The 17818-nt window shown below is 54.6% G+C and carries 11 protein-coding genes and 1 pseudogene; 2 read left to right on the top strand and 10 right to left on the bottom strand.

The window, feature by feature from the left end; genetic code table 11:
• Positions 1–11: 11 nt before the first annotated feature.
• The 6 genes from MYS68_RS01020 to MYS68_RS00995 all read right to left on the bottom strand — a co-directional run bounded on the left by MYS68_RS01020 (position 12) and on the right by MYS68_RS00995 (position 7764).
• A complete protein-coding gene (locus MYS68_RS01020) occupies positions 12–2276 on the bottom strand; it encodes a helix-turn-helix domain-containing protein (protein WP_248924032.1) in 2265 nt (754 codons plus the stop codon).
• 75 nt (positions 2277–2351) lie between these two features.
• A complete protein-coding gene (locus tag MYS68_RS01015; RefSeq protein ID WP_248924031.1) occupies positions 2352–3950 on the bottom strand; it encodes a type 2 periplasmic-binding domain-containing protein in 1599 nt (532 codons plus the stop codon).
• 38 nt (positions 3951–3988) lie between these two features.
• A complete protein-coding gene (locus MYS68_RS01010; RefSeq protein WP_248924030.1) occupies positions 3989–4861 on the bottom strand; it encodes a carbohydrate ABC transporter permease in 873 nt (290 codons plus the stop codon).
• A gap of 17 nt (positions 4862–4878) precedes the next feature.
• Complete coding sequence (locus tag MYS68_RS01005; RefSeq protein WP_420852078.1) at positions 4879–5838, bottom strand: ABC transporter permease; 960 nt, start codon at positions 5836–5838, stop codon at positions 4879–4881.
• A gap of 947 nt (positions 5839–6785) precedes the next feature.
• On the bottom strand, positions 6786–7307 hold the full coding sequence (locus MYS68_RS01000; protein WP_248924029.1) for a hypothetical protein: 522 nt from the start codon (positions 7305–7307) through the stop codon (positions 6786–6788).
• Between the two features lie 46 nt (positions 7308–7353).
• Positions 7354–7764 carry a DUF6220 domain-containing protein gene (locus MYS68_RS00995; RefSeq protein WP_248924028.1) on the bottom strand — a complete coding sequence of 137 codons (411 nt, stop codon included), beginning with the start codon at positions 7762–7764 and terminating at the stop codon, positions 7354–7356.
• Between the two features lie 194 nt (positions 7765–7958).
• Here MYS68_RS00995 and MYS68_RS00990 point away from each other — a divergent pair, with 194 nt between their 5' ends.
• The gene (locus MYS68_RS00990) at positions 7959–8645 is read left to right on the top strand and encodes a response regulator (protein WP_248924027.1); all 687 of its coding nucleotides are present in this window, start codon (positions 7959–7961) and stop codon (positions 8643–8645) included.
• A gap of 302 nt (positions 8646–8947) precedes the next feature.
• The gene (locus tag MYS68_RS00985) at positions 8948–10015 is read left to right on the top strand and encodes a sensor histidine kinase (RefSeq protein ID WP_248924026.1); all 1068 of its coding nucleotides are present in this window, start codon (positions 8948–8950) and stop codon (positions 10013–10015) included.
• Between the two features lie 202 nt (positions 10016–10217).
• Here MYS68_RS00985 and thrS read toward each other — a convergent pair.
• From thrS to MYS68_RS00965, 4 genes and pseudogenes are all read right to left on the bottom strand, one after another.
• Positions 10218–11969: pseudogene (gene thrS, locus MYS68_RS00980) on the bottom strand (threonine--tRNA ligase); the annotation flags it as partial.
• A 44-nt stretch (positions 11970–12013) separates the two neighbouring features.
• Complete coding sequence (locus tag MYS68_RS00975) at positions 12014–12727, bottom strand: nucleotidyltransferase domain-containing protein (protein WP_248924025.1); 714 nt, start codon at positions 12725–12727, stop codon at positions 12014–12016.
• Between the two features lie 636 nt (positions 12728–13363).
• The gene (locus MYS68_RS00970; RefSeq protein WP_248924024.1) at positions 13364–15745 is read right to left on the bottom strand and encodes a glycoside hydrolase family 95 protein; all 2382 of its coding nucleotides are present in this window, start codon (positions 15743–15745) and stop codon (positions 13364–13366) included.
• A 230-nt stretch (positions 15746–15975) separates the two neighbouring features.
• Positions 15976–17448 (bottom strand): ABC transporter substrate-binding protein, encoded by a 1473-nt coding sequence (locus MYS68_RS00965; protein WP_248924023.1) that lies wholly within the window; start codon positions 17446–17448, stop codon positions 15976–15978.
• Positions 17449–17818 lie beyond the last annotated feature (370 nt).

Below are 17818 nucleotides of genomic sequence, written 5' to 3'. Positions count from 1 at the left end.
TTTTGCTCCTCTCACGTTTTTCTAATATTCGCCCGGAACTCTCCCGGTGTGACGCCGACAAGCTGCTTGAACCGCCGGATAAAGCTGGATACGTTGTAATACCCGACCTGCTCGGCGACCGTCTTCAGCGGCATGTCTTCGCCCGCCAGCAGCTTTTTGGCGGTTTCCATCCGCAAATTCGTCGTATAGTCCAGTAAAGTGACACCCGTCTGGTCCTTGAAAAATTGGCTCAAATTCGGCAAAGCCATGTTAAAATGGCGCGCCATATTTTGAAACGAAAACGCGCAATCCCGGTAATGTAGCTGAATATATTCGAGCAGCGGCTCTACCGACCTTGCCGCCCCGCCTTCTCCCTGCGCATTCCGGAACATATCCCCCAGGTCGGTGCAGACCGATTTGATCAGCTGCTCGAATTCATCCAGCGTCTCAAAACGCTCGAGGGTAAAAATGTCCGGATAATGATACGAGCTCCGATCGTCCATCTCCACATCGTTCCACGCCCGGTCGATCGTGCGAAGCATCTCGAAGCATAAGCTGCGGGCAACGATCAGCGGAGGCTGATTCTGCCGGATAAACGCAAGCATCGAGGTGAGGCAGCTTACGGCCTTGGCCGCATTGCCGGAACGGATGGACGATAGCAGTTCCTCCATTTCCCGGTGAGGGTAACGCTCCTGAAGCGAACGGCTCGCCGGAATGTCTTCGTAATAAATGATCCGGCCGTTGCCCTGGATGAACCGGTAGTCCAAAGCCGTATTCGCTTCCAGGTACGAGCGGGGAATTTCGCCGGGCCCTGCGGCGCGCCCCGTTCCGACCGTGACGGCTCTTCCGGCAGCCGCCGAGCTCCCGTCCCGGAACCGCTCCAACGCCGACCGGAGAGAACTCATCTCTTTGCCATCCATGGAAATCAAAAAAATCGTTTTCGACGGGTCCAGATGCTGGAGACCGTACGCCTGCCACCCTTCCGGCCAGCACGCTTCCAGCGCGGACAAGGACGGATACAAGCTTTGGCCGGTTCCGGCCGCCGGGAATTCGGCAATGATCACGCAAAAAAGCGAGCCTTCGATAGGAACGAGCGTTTCTTCGCCGTACAGCTTCAAATCTTCCGCGGTGGCCACATCGCCCCTGAGCATGGAGATCAGCATCTGCTTGTGCGCCACCGCCGAATGATTTTTCACGCGCTGATCCAGCCAGCGGTTTTGGTGAACGAGCGAATTGAGCGCAAACCGGACCGTTTCGATTTCGTTTAGCTTCGGCTCCTGCGAAGGCAGCAGCCGTTCGGTTTCCAGCCGCAAGCGCCGAATCGGATAATAATTCCAACGCATGCCGAGAAAAATGAGGACGCCCCCGACCAGGATAATCGCGCTCACCCCGTAAAGAAACATCAGCTTGGAGCGCTCCACCTTGTCCAGCACCTGCCCGACCGGCAGCAGCGTCACATATTTCCAGCGGTTTTGTTTTGAAGGGACGGTAAACATATAATGCTGCTCCGAGCCGATCGTAACAATCCGGTACGGCTCCGCCGTCGGCGTCCCGGCCAAGGCCGCGACATCGGCGGGAACCGTCCCGGCCCCGGCCCCGAATCCGGTAATAACCCGATTATCTTGACCGATAATCCACGTCGATCCGCCCGTGCGGACATGGCTGGACAAAAACTGCTGAATCGTCGATTCCTTGATCAAATAAACGACGGTCGCATAAGGCCGGTTCTGGTTCGGAAAAATCGGCACGATGATCCGCATGAACGATTCGCTGCCGTTCAAATCCCGGGACGGGGGCCGGATTTCCGGACCGGGCAGCGAATCGAGATCGCGGGCGATTTGCTCCTCGGTCCAATCGCCGAACGAATAAGCCTGGTTCGCTAGCATCGGCAAGCTGTAAACGCTTTTACTAGTATATACGGAAGATTCCCCGCGATAATACAACCATATTTCATGAATAAACGGATTGATCTTGGCATAACGTCTCAGCTCGCCTACGATGCCCCACGCCTTGTAGCCCGGATCGTCCGAGATGCGGTATTGGGAAAACCGGTTGTCCTCCAGCATCATCTGGTATGTCGTATCTTCAATTCGCTTCAATTGATCGTCCATCGCAAACCGCACTTTGTCGAGCGTGTTCAAATTGCCGGCGATCATCTCGTCCTGCAGGCTGCCCACGAAAACATTGTACACGACCAGCGTGATCAGCGTGATAGGCAAAAGCAGCAGGATGACATAGGAAAGCAGGTATCGGATAAACACACGGTAAATTTTCGCGTAACTCCTCGCATGCTTCATCGGCTCATCGGTTCCCTCCTTTCCGCCTAAAAAGATCATAAGGGCTGGACACATGCCGTGTCCAACCCGAGCGGGTTACTTGCGATTTTGGAAGCGGTCGTAGGCGGCTTGCTCGATTTGGATCGCCTTGTCGATGCCCATTTTCTTCAGCGTGTCGACAAACTTCCCGTAGTTATCGATCGGCTCGTTGCCCATGATAAACTTGATCCACATTTCCTTGACGTACGTGTTTACCTCGCTCATGATGCTGCCGATCTCCTGGCTCTCGTTGCCTTTGAACGACAAGGCGGGCAGCAGCAGCGAACGGTCTGCGTCGAACCATACTTTATTCGCTTCTTCTGCCTCCGGATAACGGAGCTCGAAGGCGGCCCAAGCGTTATAGTCCATCACCTTGACCATGCCGGTTGTCGGCAGGGCGTACTTTTTAACCGCCTCGGAAGGCACGAAGCCTTCGGGGCTTTTCATGACGGCGTCGGTGAACTTCTTTTTCCCGCCTTCGGTCGTATAGCTCTTGCCCTCGACGCCCCAGTTTTGCAGGTCGCTGCCCTCCGGCCCGATCATGAAGTCGAGCAGCTTGACCGCCGCCACCGGATCCTTCGCCTGGGAGCTGATAAACGCTCCGTCCAGCGGTACGTTTTGCACCATTTGCGTGTGCGCGCTGTAGGCTTTCCCGGCCGGTCCGAGAGGCGGGCTCACCCCGATCAGCTTGAAATCCGGAACCTTATCCTTAAACAAATCCTTAAACGAGTTGATCCCCGAAATGACCCCGCCGTACGCGCCGATCGTATTGTTCGCGAATTTCGCCTCGAACGCCTTCTTGTCCGTCGCCGCGAATTCCGCGTCGAGCAAGCCTTCCTTATACCATTTGTTCATCGTGGCCAAATAGTCCTTATATCCGGGCAAAAGCGGTCCGAACGTCACTTTGCCGGTTTTCGGGTCCAACTGAAATTTGTCGGCCAGCACCCCCCAGCTCGTCGCAAACGCATTCAAAGAGCCGAGGCCGTCGCCGCGTTCGCCCAGCGGAATTTCATCCGCTTTTCCGTTGCCGTTCGGATCCTTCTCCTTAAACGCTTTCAGAACGGCGTACCATTCGTCGATCGTCGTTGGAGGTTTCATGCCCACCTTATCCAGCCAATCCTTGCGGATCATATGCCCACTGTACGACATCCGGTGCATGTCGATATCGATTTGCGGGAATTTGGCGATCGTCCCGTCATCAAGTACGATCTGCTTGCGGATGTCCGGATGCTCGGACAAAATCTTCTTGTAGTTCGGCGCATATTTGTCGATCAGGTCGTTGAGCTTGATCGCTACGCCGTCCTCGACCAGCTTGGCGATGCCGCCGGGATAATTGTTCGGAGCGTAAGCGATGTCCGGATAAGTGCCGGAGGCGAGCATGATGTTGAACTGCGAGCCGTCGCCGGGCAGTTGAAATTTGATCGTCGTCCCGGTCCGTTTTTGTATCTCTTTGAAGCCTTCGATGTCTTCAAAGCCTTTGACCGCTTTCGAGTCCATATTGATGTTCATAAAAAAAGTCAATTCCGCCGGCTTCGTACCGGCCGCCGCCGAAGGATCTCCCGCCGGCGGATTTCCGCCGCCTCCCGAACAGCCCGCTACGGTTCCGATCCCCATCGCGAGAGTGACCGCAACTCCCGTTACTTGTTTTTTGTTCATCGACATATACCCCTCTCTTGGTTTTGCATAGACCGCGTTTATCCTTTAAGAGCGCCGACCATAACTCCCTTCGTAAAGTGCCTCTGGATCAGCGGATACAATATCAAAATCGGCACCGTCGCCACGACGATGGTGGCATGTTTGACAACCTCGCCGAGAAACGGATCGCTGTCCGAGGACAGGTTGGTCGATCCGCTCGTATCGTTTTGGATCAAAATTTGTCTCAGCACCAGCTGCAGCGGAAACAGATCGCGATTCCGCAAATAGATGAGCGCATTCGCCCAGGCGTTCCAGTGGGCTACGCCGTAGAACAGCACCATGACGGCGATCAGCGGCACGGAAAGCGGCAAAATCACTCTCCAAAACACGGTCCAGTCGGACGCCCCGTCCATTTTCGCCGCTTCCTCGAGCTCGTACGGAATCGATTGAAACGAGGTGCGCATGATGATCAAATTCCACGTTGCAATAAGCCCCGGCAAAATCAGCGACCACCGCGTATCGAGCAGGCCGAGGTTTTTCACGAGAATATATTCCGGGATGAGCCCGCCGCCGAAAAACATCGTAAACACGACGAGCATCATCATATGGTTTTTCCAGTATAAATCCCGGCGCGACAGCACATAAGCGAACAATGAGGTAAAAAACACGTTCAGCGCCGTGCCGGCCGCAACGTAGATCAGCGTGTTTTGATAGCCGACGGAGATCATCGGATTTTTCAAAACGAGCTTGTAGCCTTCCAAATAAAACCCGAGCGGCTTCCATAAAATCCCGCTGTGCTTCACCAGCTCCGAAGGAGTGCTCAGCGAAGAGAACAGGACGAACAAAAACGGATACAGGGTGATCAGCGTCAGCCCCGACAGGATGATGATATTGCATACGTCGAACATTTTATCGCCTAAACTTCGGTGCATCGCTTCCGCTCTCCTTTCTACCAGAGGCTGGTTTCGTTTATTTTGCGGCTGAGCCGGTTGGCGACGATCAGCAGCATGAAATTGACCGCAGAGTTGAACAATCCGACGGCGGTGCTGAAGCTGTAGTTCGCTTCGAGAATGCCGCGGCGGTATACGAAGCTGGAAATGACGTCGGCCGTTTCGTACGTCTGCGGGTTATAGAGCAAAATGATTTTTTCGAACCCGACATTCATCATGCCGCCGATTTGCAAAATTAGCAAGATCACGATCGTCGGCATCATGCCGGGAATCGTCACATGGCGCATCTGCTGCCACCGGTTCGCCCCGTCCACCGTCGCGGCGTCGTACAGCTGCGGGTCGATCGAGGAAAGCGCCGCCAAATAAATGATCGAGCCCCAGCCGACCCCCTGCCATATGCCCGAGCCGATAAAGATCGGCCGAAACAAATCCGGATTCAGCAGCAGGTTTTCTTTTTCCCCGCCGAACCAGGCAATGATTGTGTTAAGCAGCCCCGCCTTTTGCGAAAAATCGACGATCATCCCGCAAATGACCACCATCGAGACGAAATGCGGCAAATAAGTAACCGTTTGCACAAGCCTTTTGAAAAAAGTGAGACGAATCTCATTCAGCAGCAAAGCCAAAATGATCGGCGCAGGAAACGCGAACAGCAGCTCATACAGGTTGATCAGCAGCGTGTTTCTCAGCACCCGGATGAAATAATAGCTGTTGAAGAAGTCGATGAAATGCTTGAAGCCGACCCATGGACTGCCCATGATCCCCTTGGTCGGTATGTAGTTTTTGAAGGCGATGAGCGCCCCGTACATCGGAACGTACTTGAAAATGACGTAATACGCAATGCCGGCGAGGCCCATCAAGTAGATGAATTTGTTTTTGCGAAAATCTTTCTTGAGCACTGCCGCATAGCTGAGCCGGCTTGCCGCGTTTATGCCCGCTCTTTGCTGTTGATACATAGCCATGACGAAATATGATCCCTCCTCGGCGGAGTGTTACCGGTAACGCCGCTCACTTACTATACCTCGCCCGGGAGCGCTTTCACAATTCACAAAAATTATGTGCAGAATTTATAAGTGGCGGCGCCCCCCCTAAATCCCCCCACCGGGGGGACCCCAGGCGCTCAGGCACCCTGGACCCGCCAGCCGGGAGTTCATTTTGGGTGGCGCCCCCCTAAATCCCCCCACCGGGGGGACCCCAGGCGCTCGGGCACCCTGGACCCGCCAGCCGGGAGTTCATGCTCACTGCTAGTCCGCGTTTGTCCGGCATCGATTTTTTTGCCTTCGGGCAAAAAATCGGATGCCGGACACGCTTTACCTTTGGAGCCACGATGTAGGGTGGGGGTGCGTGCCTCGAACCCGCGGTTGTCTGCCTTCGTTTTGCTCACGCAAAACTTTTGGCAGACACGCTTTACCTTTGGAGCCGGGATGAGGGTGGGGGGGAAGTGCCTCGAGCCTGCGTTTGCCCGCCCTGGTTTTGCTGACGCAAACCTACGGCGGACACGCATTACTTTGGGAGCGAGGCTGGGTGGGCATACGTGCCCCATGCGAGATCATAGCGGAACTATAGTTCGCTAAGTCGGTCAAATTTGGTTATTTTTGAAAATTAGCGGAACTCAGATGTGTTATTTGTCTGTTTTCCCACCCCTCAAGCCATTTCTCGCCGATTTAGCGCATCTCAGTTCCTCTATTTTTTCGACGCGCTCATTTATTCGAGAATAGCGAACGTGAGTTCCGCTATAATTTTAAACTGTTATTTTAGCGGGATAACAGTTCCTACGTCGTTCTGACAGTCAGGCTAATCCATGCGACAGCATTGGGGGGGTGTGCCTCCGACTCGCGTTTGCCCGGCACGTTCGGCTTGGTGAGGAACAACTTGAGGGCTGATCTTTTTCGTTAGACGGGGAGATCAATCAGCTTTTGGTTTTAGCAGCTTTTCGTATTTTGCCAAACGGCTTAAAGTAAGTAATGACGACCATGAAGGCATAAGCCGCGCTGTTAAACACGGCAGCCCACACGTTGGCGAGCCATGTCGATTGAAAATCTTGGCTTTGCATGGCGGCAAAACCGTGAGCCTTCGCCATATTGAGCAGAAACGAGAACCAATCGTTAATAAAGAAAATTCCAAGCAGGATCGTAACTACGGTCAGGACCAATTTGATCACGACCCAATAATATTTTACCAAGCCCCACTGGGTCCACAACGATAACAAAATCCCCGTGAACAAGGTGGTCAGGGCTGGGAATTTAATGAGTTTGTCATCGAGAATGTGCATGCTTTCGAGAAAGTAATACAACTGTTCCCCATTCTGTGCTTTCTTCACATAGAACAGCAGCAATAACATGCATAAAGTGGCGCCAAACCAGGCCGCAACGGAAATCACATGAAGCGCAACCAATATGTTTTTTTGTTTTATGTTCAGCTTGTAAGCCATCCTGATGAACCCCTCCGTAAACTGAATCTTTTATGCATAGCCGGGGTCACTCGCTTTGCTTTTCCCGTGCTTCGGAAGATATGCTTCTCCTGGCCCTTGCGACTGCACTAAGGGACACCCAGAACAATACGGCGGCAATGACCGGATGAAAAGCGCCCGCTCCCGGAAAATGTGCGGTAAAGTATTGTGCGTAAATCAAAACGAATATAGCGACACACATCCAACGCAATGCTTTGGACATTTTACCGGCAAAAGCGCAAACCAGCATGAGTATGGGAAATAACTCAAACATGCGGACAAACACCAAATGATACTGCCAATATGACGGAGAGGTGAAAACCGCCATTCCGGCAAAGAAGATCTGGACAACAACGCAGACAAAAAATACGGCTGCCAATCCCTGGTAAAGGATTCTCCACAATTTATAGCGTGAATCATTTCTCGCCTCTTTATTCATAACCGTTCCCTCCCGGACGCTTCGTATAACATGGACTCGACGGCTCATCCATTATCACTATATTATCCGTTAGATGTTGTGAACTTATTGCGATCGTTTTCGCATGTGATGAAATTAAAACAGTACCGCCAAAACGAGCCGCATTCCCTATATAATGAAAGGAAATAAACGATAGCGAAGGGAAGTTGCACAAAATGCCGCATAAATTGCTTCTGGTGGACGATGAGGAACAAGTGCTTGAATTTATGGAACCTTTCCTGCAGCAGGAGGGATACCTTACTGTGACGGCAAGAACGGGAAGCGAAGCGCTGGTCAAAGCTAGGGAAACGAGACCCTCTCTGATTATTCTCGACTGGATGCTTCCCGGGATGAACGGTCTCGACGTCTGCCGGGAGCTGCGTAAAATGGGTCCGGCCGGGATCATCATGGTGACCGCGCGAGCGGATGAAACGGATAAAATCGTCGGGCTGGAGGTGGGCGCTGACGATTTTATCACGAAGCCGTTTTCGCTCCGGGAGCTGGCAGCCCGAATTCGTTCCGTACTGCGGAGAATAAACGGACACGAATCCGCGGCCAAGGTCTTTCAATATCGGGAGCTTTCGATTTCGGAAGCCGAATGCCGGGTATGGAAACATGGCGAAGAAATAACTCTTACACCCACAGAATTCAAACTTCTGCTCACTCTTTCCGGCAGGCCGGGCATTGTGTACAGCCGTCTTCAGCTTCTGCAGGCGGCTTTGGCCGACGATATCCTGAATGACGAGCGGACGGTGGATGCCCATATCAGCCGCATTCGCAAAAAAATCGAAGATGATCCCGCCCATCCCGTATTTGTTCAGACGGTATACGGATTCGGCTACCGGTTCGGTGACCGTCCATGAAAGTAAGACGCAAAATATTTCTTGCGGTGACTTTTTTTATCGTTGCTTTATGCATCGTTTTTGGTCTGATCACGCAGCTGATCGTCCAGAAATCGTTAAATGCAGCGGTTGACTCCGTACGGGGCGAAGAAATTGCACGGTTATCCGGGCAGTTCGTACGATATTATGAAAATAACCATCAATCGTGGGAAGGAATTCGGCAGCCCGGTAACAGCTGGAACGACTCAAAAGCCGGAACGCAAGCGAGTTTTCTGCTCGTATCACCCCGGGATCAAATCCTTTTTCAAAAAGGGGAGGAACCTATGTCTTTGATTAAACGGCTGGGGATCCGAAAACCTGTGGAACGACAAGGGGAAACGATAGCCGTTTTATATTATTACGATCCGGAAGTGGCCATGCTGTCCAAGCTGCGGATCGGCATCCCGATTTCCATTCTTTTTTTGCTCGTCCCGAGCGCGATTCTGTTTATCGGGATATCCGTTGGCGTGGCCTGGTGGCTGTCCCATCGACTCACCGCACCGCTAAGCCAATTGCTCACGGCGATTGACCGGCTGGGGAGGGGAGAGTTCGGAGTACAGGCTACGGTTTCAGCTCGGGACGAATACGGTCAGGTAGCCCGGGCGTTTAATGAGATGTCCCGTTTAATACAAAACCTGGAAGACCACCGGCGAAATTTGGTGGCCGACGTGGCGCACGAGCTCAGAACACCGATCACGATCATACGCGGCAAACTGGATCTGGTCCAGCAAAGCGGTCGCCGAATCGATCCGGAACATTTGCTTCCCTTACAGGACGAATTTATTCGCCTCACCCGATTGGTCGACGATCTTCACCTTCTTTCCTTGGCCGAAGCAAAAAAACTGCCTATGAATCGGGAAACAACGGACTTGCCGAAGCTGCTGCGGCGAATTGTCGAACGGGCGGCTTACGATGCCGATCAAAAGCGTATTCGCATCCATGTATCCTGCGAAGGCGAGGTTCCGTTGATTGACATTGATCCGAATCGGATGACGCAAGTTTTTCTCAACCTGATCGTCAATGCCGTTCACCATACGCCCCCGGACGGCCTCATCACGATTACGATTCGGGAAGAATGGCCAGGACAAGATGAGACCGGATATGTACGGATTGCCATAGCTGACACGGGCCCCGGAATCGATCCGAAGCATCTGCCGTACATCTTCGACCGATTTTACCGTACGGACGAGGCGCGAGCGCGAAACATCGGCGGAATGGGGCTCGGACTGGCCATTGCCAAAGGCTTCATAACGGCCCATAACGGTACAATCGACATAGAAAGCACGCTCGGTCAAGGAACCGTCTTTACCATCCGGCTTCCCGTCATCAAAGAAAGATCCGGCATCGATTGAGATACAACTTGCTCCTTCAAAAGCCGGAAAAATGCAAAAACGGGGGATAACGGAACCGATTGTTCCGTTAACTCCCCGTTTTGCGTGTACGACCGACCTGGCCTTCATGGATACAGCGAAAGGAACTCTTCCGCTATCCCATCAAAAGTGTAAGAAGTCGAACCCGTGGCGCTCCGATCCTTAAGCCCCCCGCCCCGCCCGGTCAGCCGGGCAACCCGCGATGCTTGATCTCAGCTGTTACGCCGGCAATAAATTCGCCGAGATCAGAAGCTGCGCTGTCCGCGTCTCCGTATTTGCGGACCGTTACGGCGCGGTACTCCCGCTCCTTGTCGCCGACGACGAGCGTATACGGAATTTTGTGCATTTGAGCGTCGCGGATTTTGTACCCCATCTTCTCGCCCCGGTTGTCGATCTCCGCCCTGATTCCCGCCTGCCGCAGCTCCTGAAGCACTTCCCGCGCATAATCGGCATGCTTCTCGGACACGGGCACGATTTTCGCCTGAACCGGCGCCAGCCATGCCGGGAACGCCCCGGCATAATGCTCGATCAGGATGCCGAAAAACCGGTCGAGTGAGCCGTAAATGGCGCGGTGAATGACGATCGGATGAACCTTCTCGTTGTTTTCGTCCACATAATAAAGCTCGAACTTCATCGGCATTTGAAAATCGAGCTGAATCGTCGCGCACTGATGACTGCGGTTTAACGCATCCTTGATGTGAAAATCGATCTTCGGCCCATAAAACGCACCGTCTCCGGGGTTGAGCCTATAATCGATGTCCGACTGCTGCAATACGCGTCTGAGCGCGTTTTCCGCCTGCTCCCACATCTCGTCGCTGCCCATCGATTTCTCCGGTCTCGTAGACAGCTCCACGGAGTACTCGAAGCCGAACACCGCGTACATCTCGTCGATCTGCCGGATGATCATCTTGATCTCCTCTTCGATCTGGTCCGGCGTCACGAAAATATGGGCATCATCCTGACAAAAAGTGCGCACGCGCAGCATGCCGTTCAAAGCGCCGCTGAATTCGTGGCGATGCACCTGACCGAATTCCGCCATGCGGATCGGCAGATCGCGGTAGGAGCGCAGCTGATTTTTATAGATCAGCATATGGCCCGGACAGTTCATCGGCTTCAGCGCAAAGCTGCGGTCGTCGATCTCCGTAAAGTACATATTTTCGTGATAATGGTCCCAGTGGCCGGATTCCTCCCAGAGCCGCTGGTTCATCATCAGCGGAGTTCGCACTTCCTCATAGCCGTACCGCTGCAGCAGCTCCCGCGACAGGGACTCCAGCTCGTTTCGGATGATCTGCCCCTTGGGCAAATAAAACGGCATGCCCGGAGCCTCCTCCGAAAACATAAACAGCTCCAGCTGCTTTCCGAGCTTCCGGTGATCCCGCTTCTGTGCCTCTTCGAGAACAGCCAGGTACTCTTCCAGCTCCGACTGATCGGCAAACGCAGTTCCGTAAATCCGCGTCAGCATCTTGTTCTTGCTGTCGCCCCGCCAATAGGCGCCGGCTACGCTGAGCAGCTTGAATGCGGAAAGCTCCCCTGTCGATTCCACATGAGGCCCTCTGCACAGATCGACGAATTCTCCCTGCTCGTACAGCGTCACCTGCTCGCCGGGCGGGATGTCTCCGATCAGCTCCAGCTTCAATTCGTCGCCGATTTGCTCAAAAAAGCGGATCGCTTCCTCCCTCGTTACGGGCTTGCGCAGGACCGGATGATTTTCCGCGGCGATCTTTCTCATTTCCTCTTCGATACGCGGAAGATCGCTGCTGGAAATCACGGCAGTTGTGTCCACGTCGTAGTAAAAGCCGTTTTCGATGACAGGCCCCACTCCCAGCTTCACGTCCGGATAAAGCCTCTTGAGCGCCTGCGCCATCAAATGAGCCGCGCTGTGGCGAATCAGATTCAGGTCGATCTTTCCGTTTTCCGCGGATGCATGTTCGCTTAATATATGTTGGTTTTTTTCCATTTTTCATCGCTCCTTTGATCGTTTCATGACTTTGGCTTTCCCATCGAAAAACCTTCAAATAGCCGCCCGCCGTAAGGCTCCAGCACTTCGTCGACGAAACGGACAAACGGCCGTTTATCCTCCGTTCGGGAAAACGTGCTGATCGCCTGTATATATTGGCCGCAAAGCGGCTCGTCGAATTGCCTGAGCGCTCTTGCGAGCGCTTTGCCCCGGCCGATCCAGCGCCCGTTAGCGCGTAAAACAAACTCGGCGACCTGAATCGAGAGTGTGTTCATTGTAACGAGCGCCTCGTCGTACCGCTCCGCATCGATAAAATCGTCCAGCAAATCGGTCAGAAAATATCTCGAGGCCAGGATTTCGTCCGGTGTCAGCGGATCCGGTCCTTCATCGAGCAGCTTTTGCGCCGCCAGCCTTAATGACGTCGCCGTGCCGTCGTCCTTGAGAATCGTTCCGGCAGCACACATGCTCGGCAGCGTGGGCCGGGCTCTTTTTCTATCGCTGACAAAATATTCTCTGATTGTTTCCGAGGTATGAAGGAACGCCTCTATTCTCCAGCCGAACTCGTAAAAGCTTTCCCGATAAGCATGCGGCAGCGTATCGTCAATAATGACGATGTCCAAATCGGAGCTTATCTTGTGCTCCCCCCGGGACGCACTGCCCGCCAGCCAAACCGCCCGGCTGCCGGGAAATCGCGTTTCCGCGAAGCGGCGCGCCGCCTCTAATGGCGATAACTTCATATCGATCCCTACTTTTTTCATTGAGTTATATGCAAAAAAAACGCACCCATCCCGGAAAAGGGACGAGTGCGTTCGTGGTTCCACCCTAATTCGATTCGCAAAATGCAGATCATATTGCGAACCCTCTCAGCTCTGTAACGGGAGCGCCCGGCGGCATATACTCTCATGGGTACCTCATGATTTCCATACCGCGGCTGCAAGGTGGTAAATTCTTAGGATCGCCGAAGGGGCTCTCAGCCGGTGGCCCCTTTCTCTGTACGGTATCGTTTAAGATTTCATGTCCTTGATCATCGCCTGTACATTATTTCATTTATGCAAAAAAAGCGCATCATCCCCGGAAAGGGACGAGTGCGCTCGTGGTTCCACCCTTATTTGACCCGCAAAAACAAGATGCGAATCCTCTAAGTCTCTGTAACGGGAGTGCCCGGCGAAGTATACTCTCATGACTGGTTCATGATTTCCATATCGCAGCTGCAAGGCGGTAAATGCCTTATGATCGCCGAAGGGGTTTTCAGCCGGTGGCCCCTCTCTCTGTTCGGTATCGTTTAAGGATTCGTGTCCTTGGTGATCGCTTTTAATTTTCCCCAATTATATGCGCAGTTTCTTGCCGATGTCAAGCAGGTTTTCGTGGATCGATTAGACGGCAGCCAGTTTGTACACGGCTCCGGCGTCCGTTTGAAATGTCACAATTCCCGGCGCCGATTGCCCGTTGCCGACCGAAGAGCCGCTTTCCGCATCCTCCAAACGGACCGGCGTCCGTACATAAACACTGCAAGGCCCGCCGAAAGCCGAAACGATTTCCGCCGACACCAGAGCGCCTTCTTCCCACGTCAAGCTGACCGTAAATCCGCCGCGTGCGCGGAGTCCGCTGATGCTGCCCGAACTCCAGGCATCCGGCAGCGCCGGAAGCAAATCCAGGAAGCCCCGCTCGGATTGCAGCAGCATCTCGGCAATGCCGGCCGTGGCCGCAAAATTGCCGTCGATTTGGAAAGGCGGATGGGCATCGAACATGTTGGCGTAAACTCCCCCTTTGCCGGAGTTCGGTTCATCGGGCTTAACCAGCCGCAGCAAATTCGAAATGAAACCGAGCGCCCGGTTTCCGTTATGAAACCGCGCCCACAGGCAAATCTTCCAACCCAGGCTCCAGCCCGTTCCTCCGTCGCCGCGGCGTTCGAGCGAGGTGCGCGCGGCTTCGTACAGCTCCGGCGTCTCGTCCGCATGAAACTGCCGGCCTGGAAAAACGCCGAACAAGTGGGACACATGGCGGTGATGTACGTCCTCGTCTTCGAAGTCCTCGGACCACTCCTGAAGCTGACCGTAGCGTCCGATTTGCAGCGGAAGCAGCCGATTCTTGGCCGCTTTGAGCTCATCCGCGAACGGTTCGTCGATACCAAGGGTTTGCGCCGCTTCGCAGCAATTGGTAAACAAATCCCAAATTAATTCCAAATCCATCGCAGAAGCGGCACTAACGGAAGCCAGTCCGCCATCGACCTTGAACTTATGCTCGGGCGAGGTGGACGGCATCGTTACGAGATAACCGTCCTTATTTGGAGTGAGCCAGTCCAGGCAAAAGAGGGCCGCCTCCTTCATGATCGGATAAGCTTTGTCGCGGAGAAACCGCCGATCCCGCCCGAACGCATAGTGCTCCCAAAGATGCTGACTGAGCCACGGGCCGGCCATCGGCCAAAAAGCCCATACCGGGTCGCCATGCCCGTAATCTCCCACCGGGGCGCTCTGCGCCCATATATCCGAATTGTGGTGTGCAGTCCATCCGCGGGCTCCGTAGTTGACTGCCGCCGTCCGGCTGCCGTTTACGGCCAAGCTGCCGATAAATTCGAGCAGAGGCTCGTGGCATTCCGGAAGATTGCACGTTTCCGCCGGCCAGTAGTTCATTTGCGTATTAATATTCAGCGTATAATTGCTGCTCCATGGAGGCCGGGTCTCCCGGTTCCAAATCCCCTGCAAATTGGCCGGCTGCGTACCCTGACGGGAGCTGGCGATCATCAGGTACCTCCCGTATTGGAACAACAGCTCGATAAGCGCGGGATCCTTCGCTCCGTATTCCGCGATCCTGGCATCCGTCGGCATATCCGCCGGGCTCAGCCCCTCTCCCAGCCGGATTGCCACCCGGCCCATCAAGCGGCGATAATCCTCGACATGCCGCCTGAGGAGCTCTTCGTATGAAATCTTCATAGCCGAAGCAAGGTACGATTCCGCCAATGCGCCGGCATGCCGGCCTTGTTTGCCCGGAGAGCGGTCATATCCGTTAAAGCTCGTGGCCGCACTGACATACAGGGTAACGCGGGTAGCTCCTCTGACATGCAGGCCGTCGTGATCCAGATGCAGCGTGCCGTCTTCCAACACTGCAGCCAATCTGCCTTCAAACGTCATCGAATCGCCGTCTTCCCCGTCGCTGTAGCGGATCGGCGAGCTCGCGGCACGATAATAACTCGGGTCGACGTGCTCGGGGGCTCTTCCCCTCATGATCCACCTTCCCTCTTCCGCCGCCGACCGCACCCTAAGCTTGCTGTCCAGCTTCGCCGTAAAGCTCAGCATCCCCGGCTTGCTGCAGGCGAGCTGCACGACCAACACCTGATCGGGGTAACTTGCGAACATTTCCCTGGTGTAGCTGACATCGCCTATTCGATATTCCACCCGCGATACGGCATCCTCAAGGCTCAGCTCTCTGCGATACGACGTTGCCACGTCGCCGTGCTCGAATGAAATCCGCAAAGCTCCGAAAGGGAGATACGATTGTGTGTACGGTCCCATCATGTGCCGGCAGGCTTTGTCCGCTTCCGCATAAAGACCTTCGTTCAGAAGTCTCCGAACCTCGGTCAGCCAAGATTTGGCTTCCGGGTTGTTCCACTCCTTCGGGCTGCCGGACCATAACGTATCCTCGTTAAGTTCGACCGCCTCCTGCTCCACCTTGCCGAAAATCATTGCCCCTAACCGGCCGTTGCCGATCGGAAGCGCTTCGGTCCATTCGTTTGCGGGTTGGTTGTATTGCAGCTTCATAAACCTATGCACCCTCATTCTAACCGAGACTTGGTCTGCCTCACTTTGGAAAAGTCAATTCATCAGGTGATTTCGACGGCATCGCCGGAAATCCTGCTTGGCGTCCCATCGGCAAACGCGTACAAAAAAACGCACTGCATCCGGAAAAGCGACGAGTGCGTTTGCCGTTTATTCAATCGGTATCGGATGGGTCTGGCTTTAAAAATGGGGCAACGTGAACGTTTCCCGGCTTATTTGCCGATGCCGTAGTTATTTTCGGCGTTCCACTTGTTGTCTTCCTTTTTCTGCTTGACGCCGTCCAGCATGACCTTCTTCAGCTCGCTGAGATACTTATCCAGCGGCATGGAGCCTTCCAAATACAGCTGGCCGAGCTTCTGGTTGTTTTCCGTCACGTTTTTGTCAACCTCTCCGCCGTAAATGTTCAGCTTCATCGGGTCGCCGACGAACATGAAGCCTTTCAGGTTGTCGGGGACGTCTGCGGTGGACGTCGCCGGAGTGCGGTACAGCTTTTCCGCGTGGAGACCCTGAATTTTGGCTGAGGTGACGAACGCAATAAAGTCGATAGCCGCATCCAGCTTCTCCGGTTTGATCGACTTCGGGATGGCCAGGTTGCCGGCCGGCACGCCGCCGATTTCCATCAGCTTGCCCACGGCGTCGGGATGGTTTTCCTTGGTCAAATAAGGCAGCGGAAACGCGGCCATTTCAAATTTGCGGGCGCTCGATTCGTAGAGGGCCTTGCTTTGCCCGGACGTTCTCATCACCATCGCCACTTCTCCTCGCAGGAACATGTCGGTGGATGTGGCCAAATCGATGCCGTTGTAGCCTTTCGGCCAATATTGGCTCCAGTTTTTGATGATCGGGAATACGTCCTTGTACGGCGACTGCGTAATATCGACCAACCCTTGATCCACCGCGCGCACGTATTCGTTCACCTCGATGAATCCGTTTTTGCTTACGTCCATCTTGTCATACCCGCCGGCGATCAGCTCCTCGGTGAGGATGCGGACGGACCAGCTGTAGTTGTAATCGCCCGGCTTCGTGTTGGGGAAACCGAACGGGACGACGCCGGATTTCTTGAGCTTCTCCTGAACGTCGAGAAATTCGTTCCATGTTTTCGGAACACTCTGAATGCCCGCTTTGGCGAACAGGTCTTTGTTGTACAAAATCCGTACGGAGTCGATGCTTGTGGGCACGCTGGCGTACGTTTTGTTTTCGCCGAGCAGCCGCTGCAGCACGGGCTTCGGAAACACTTCCTCCCAAGACTTGTCGCCTAGAAAAGCATTTTTCTTGGCGTAATACGGAGTCAGATCGACCAACAGCTCTTTTTTCAAATCCTCCTGATCCCAGATGTATCGGGTCGTGAACACATCGGGCGCGCTGCCGCCGATGAGCTGCGTCGTCACCCAGGCCCGGTGCTGCTCGACGCCGCCGAAGTTTTGCAGCTGCAGGTTGATCTTCACGTTCGGATTTTTCTCCGCGTAAGATTTGAGAGTGTCGTCCCATACTTGCTGCTCCGCCTGATCGCCGCTCGCCTCGCTCATGATCATCACGTTCAGCTCCGTTTTCCCGCCGGCCGCCGCGGCATCCGCTCCGCCGCCGGTTTCGGCGGTCCCGCCGCCGCAGCCGGCCGCGAGCAGCGATGCCGATAACATCGTTGCGCCTATTTGTGCGAATCCGCGCCCCTTGCCCCACGTCTTTTTCATTGCCCAAACACCTTCCTCGTGAATGACTGTTTAACACGTGCCTCTCCAAATGCGGCCGCCGTCGCGTGCGCCCATTCATGCCTTGGGGCGGCGCACCTGCTCGGCGCCTGCTGCTTGGCGCCTGCCGCGGCGCAGCCTGCTGCTCGGCGCCCTACGGCGCAGCCTGCGGATGGCTGGCCCCGCCACGCGTGGCCCGCGCTGCCTCGGAGCCGCTTGGCGCCCTACGGCGCAGCTTGCTGCTCGGTGCCCCACGGCGCAGCTTGAGGACGGCTGGCCCGCCACTGCATTCTGAACGCGGTCGGTTTCCCCTGCCCCCTGTTATGTTCTTTTAACAAGCGTAGTCCCTTTCCCCGATCAGATAGCGGAACTG

It is taken from the genome of Paenibacillus hamazuiensis, from assembly GCF_023276405.1.
GTDB classification, from domain to species: domain Bacteria; phylum Bacillota; class Bacilli; order Paenibacillales; family NBRC-103111; genus Paenibacillus_AF; species Paenibacillus_AF hamazuiensis.
Note: the sequence above shows the minus strand (reverse complement) of the source record. Positions and strands in the feature narration are given on the sequence as shown.

Bases quoted from the DNA above. Each gene is read 5' to 3' on its own strand.
- MYS68_RS00985 (WP_248924026.1), top strand. From the start codon at position 8,948: ATGTCTTTGATTAAACGGCTGGGGATCCGAAAACCTGTGGAACGACAA.
- MYS68_RS00965 (WP_248924023.1), bottom strand. From the start codon at position 17,448: ATGAAAAAGACGTGGGGCAAGGGGCGCGGATTCGCACAAATAGGCGCA.
- MYS68_RS00970 (WP_248924024.1), bottom strand. From the start codon at position 15,745: ATGAAGCTGCAATACAACCAACCCGCAAACGAATGGACCGAAGCGCTT.
- MYS68_RS01010 (WP_248924030.1), bottom strand. From the start codon at position 4,861: ATGCACCGAAGTTTAGGCGATAAAATGTTCGACGTATGCAATATCATC.
- MYS68_RS01000 (WP_248924029.1), bottom strand. From the start codon at position 7,307: ATGGCTTACAAGCTGAACATAAAACAAAAAAACATATTGGTTGCGCTT.
- MYS68_RS01015 (WP_248924031.1), bottom strand. From the start codon at position 3,950: ATGAACAAAAAACAAGTAACGGGAGTTGCGGTCACTCTCGCGATGGGG.
- MYS68_RS00995 (WP_248924028.1), bottom strand. From the start codon at position 7,764: ATGAATAAAGAGGCGAGAAATGATTCACGCTATAAATTGTGGAGAATC.
- MYS68_RS00990 (WP_248924027.1), top strand. From the start codon at position 7,959: ATGCCGCATAAATTGCTTCTGGTGGACGATGAGGAACAAGTGCTTGAA.
- MYS68_RS00975 (WP_248924025.1), bottom strand. From the start codon at position 12,727: ATGAAGTTATCGCCATTAGAGGCGGCGCGCCGCTTCGCGGAAACGCGA.
- MYS68_RS01005 (WP_420852078.1), bottom strand. From the start codon at position 5,838: ATGGCTATGTATCAACAGCAAAGAGCGGGCATAAACGCGGCAAGCCGG.
- MYS68_RS01020 (WP_248924032.1), bottom strand. From the start codon at position 2,276: ATGAAGCATGCGAGGAGTTACGCGAAAATTTACCGTGTGTTTATCCGA.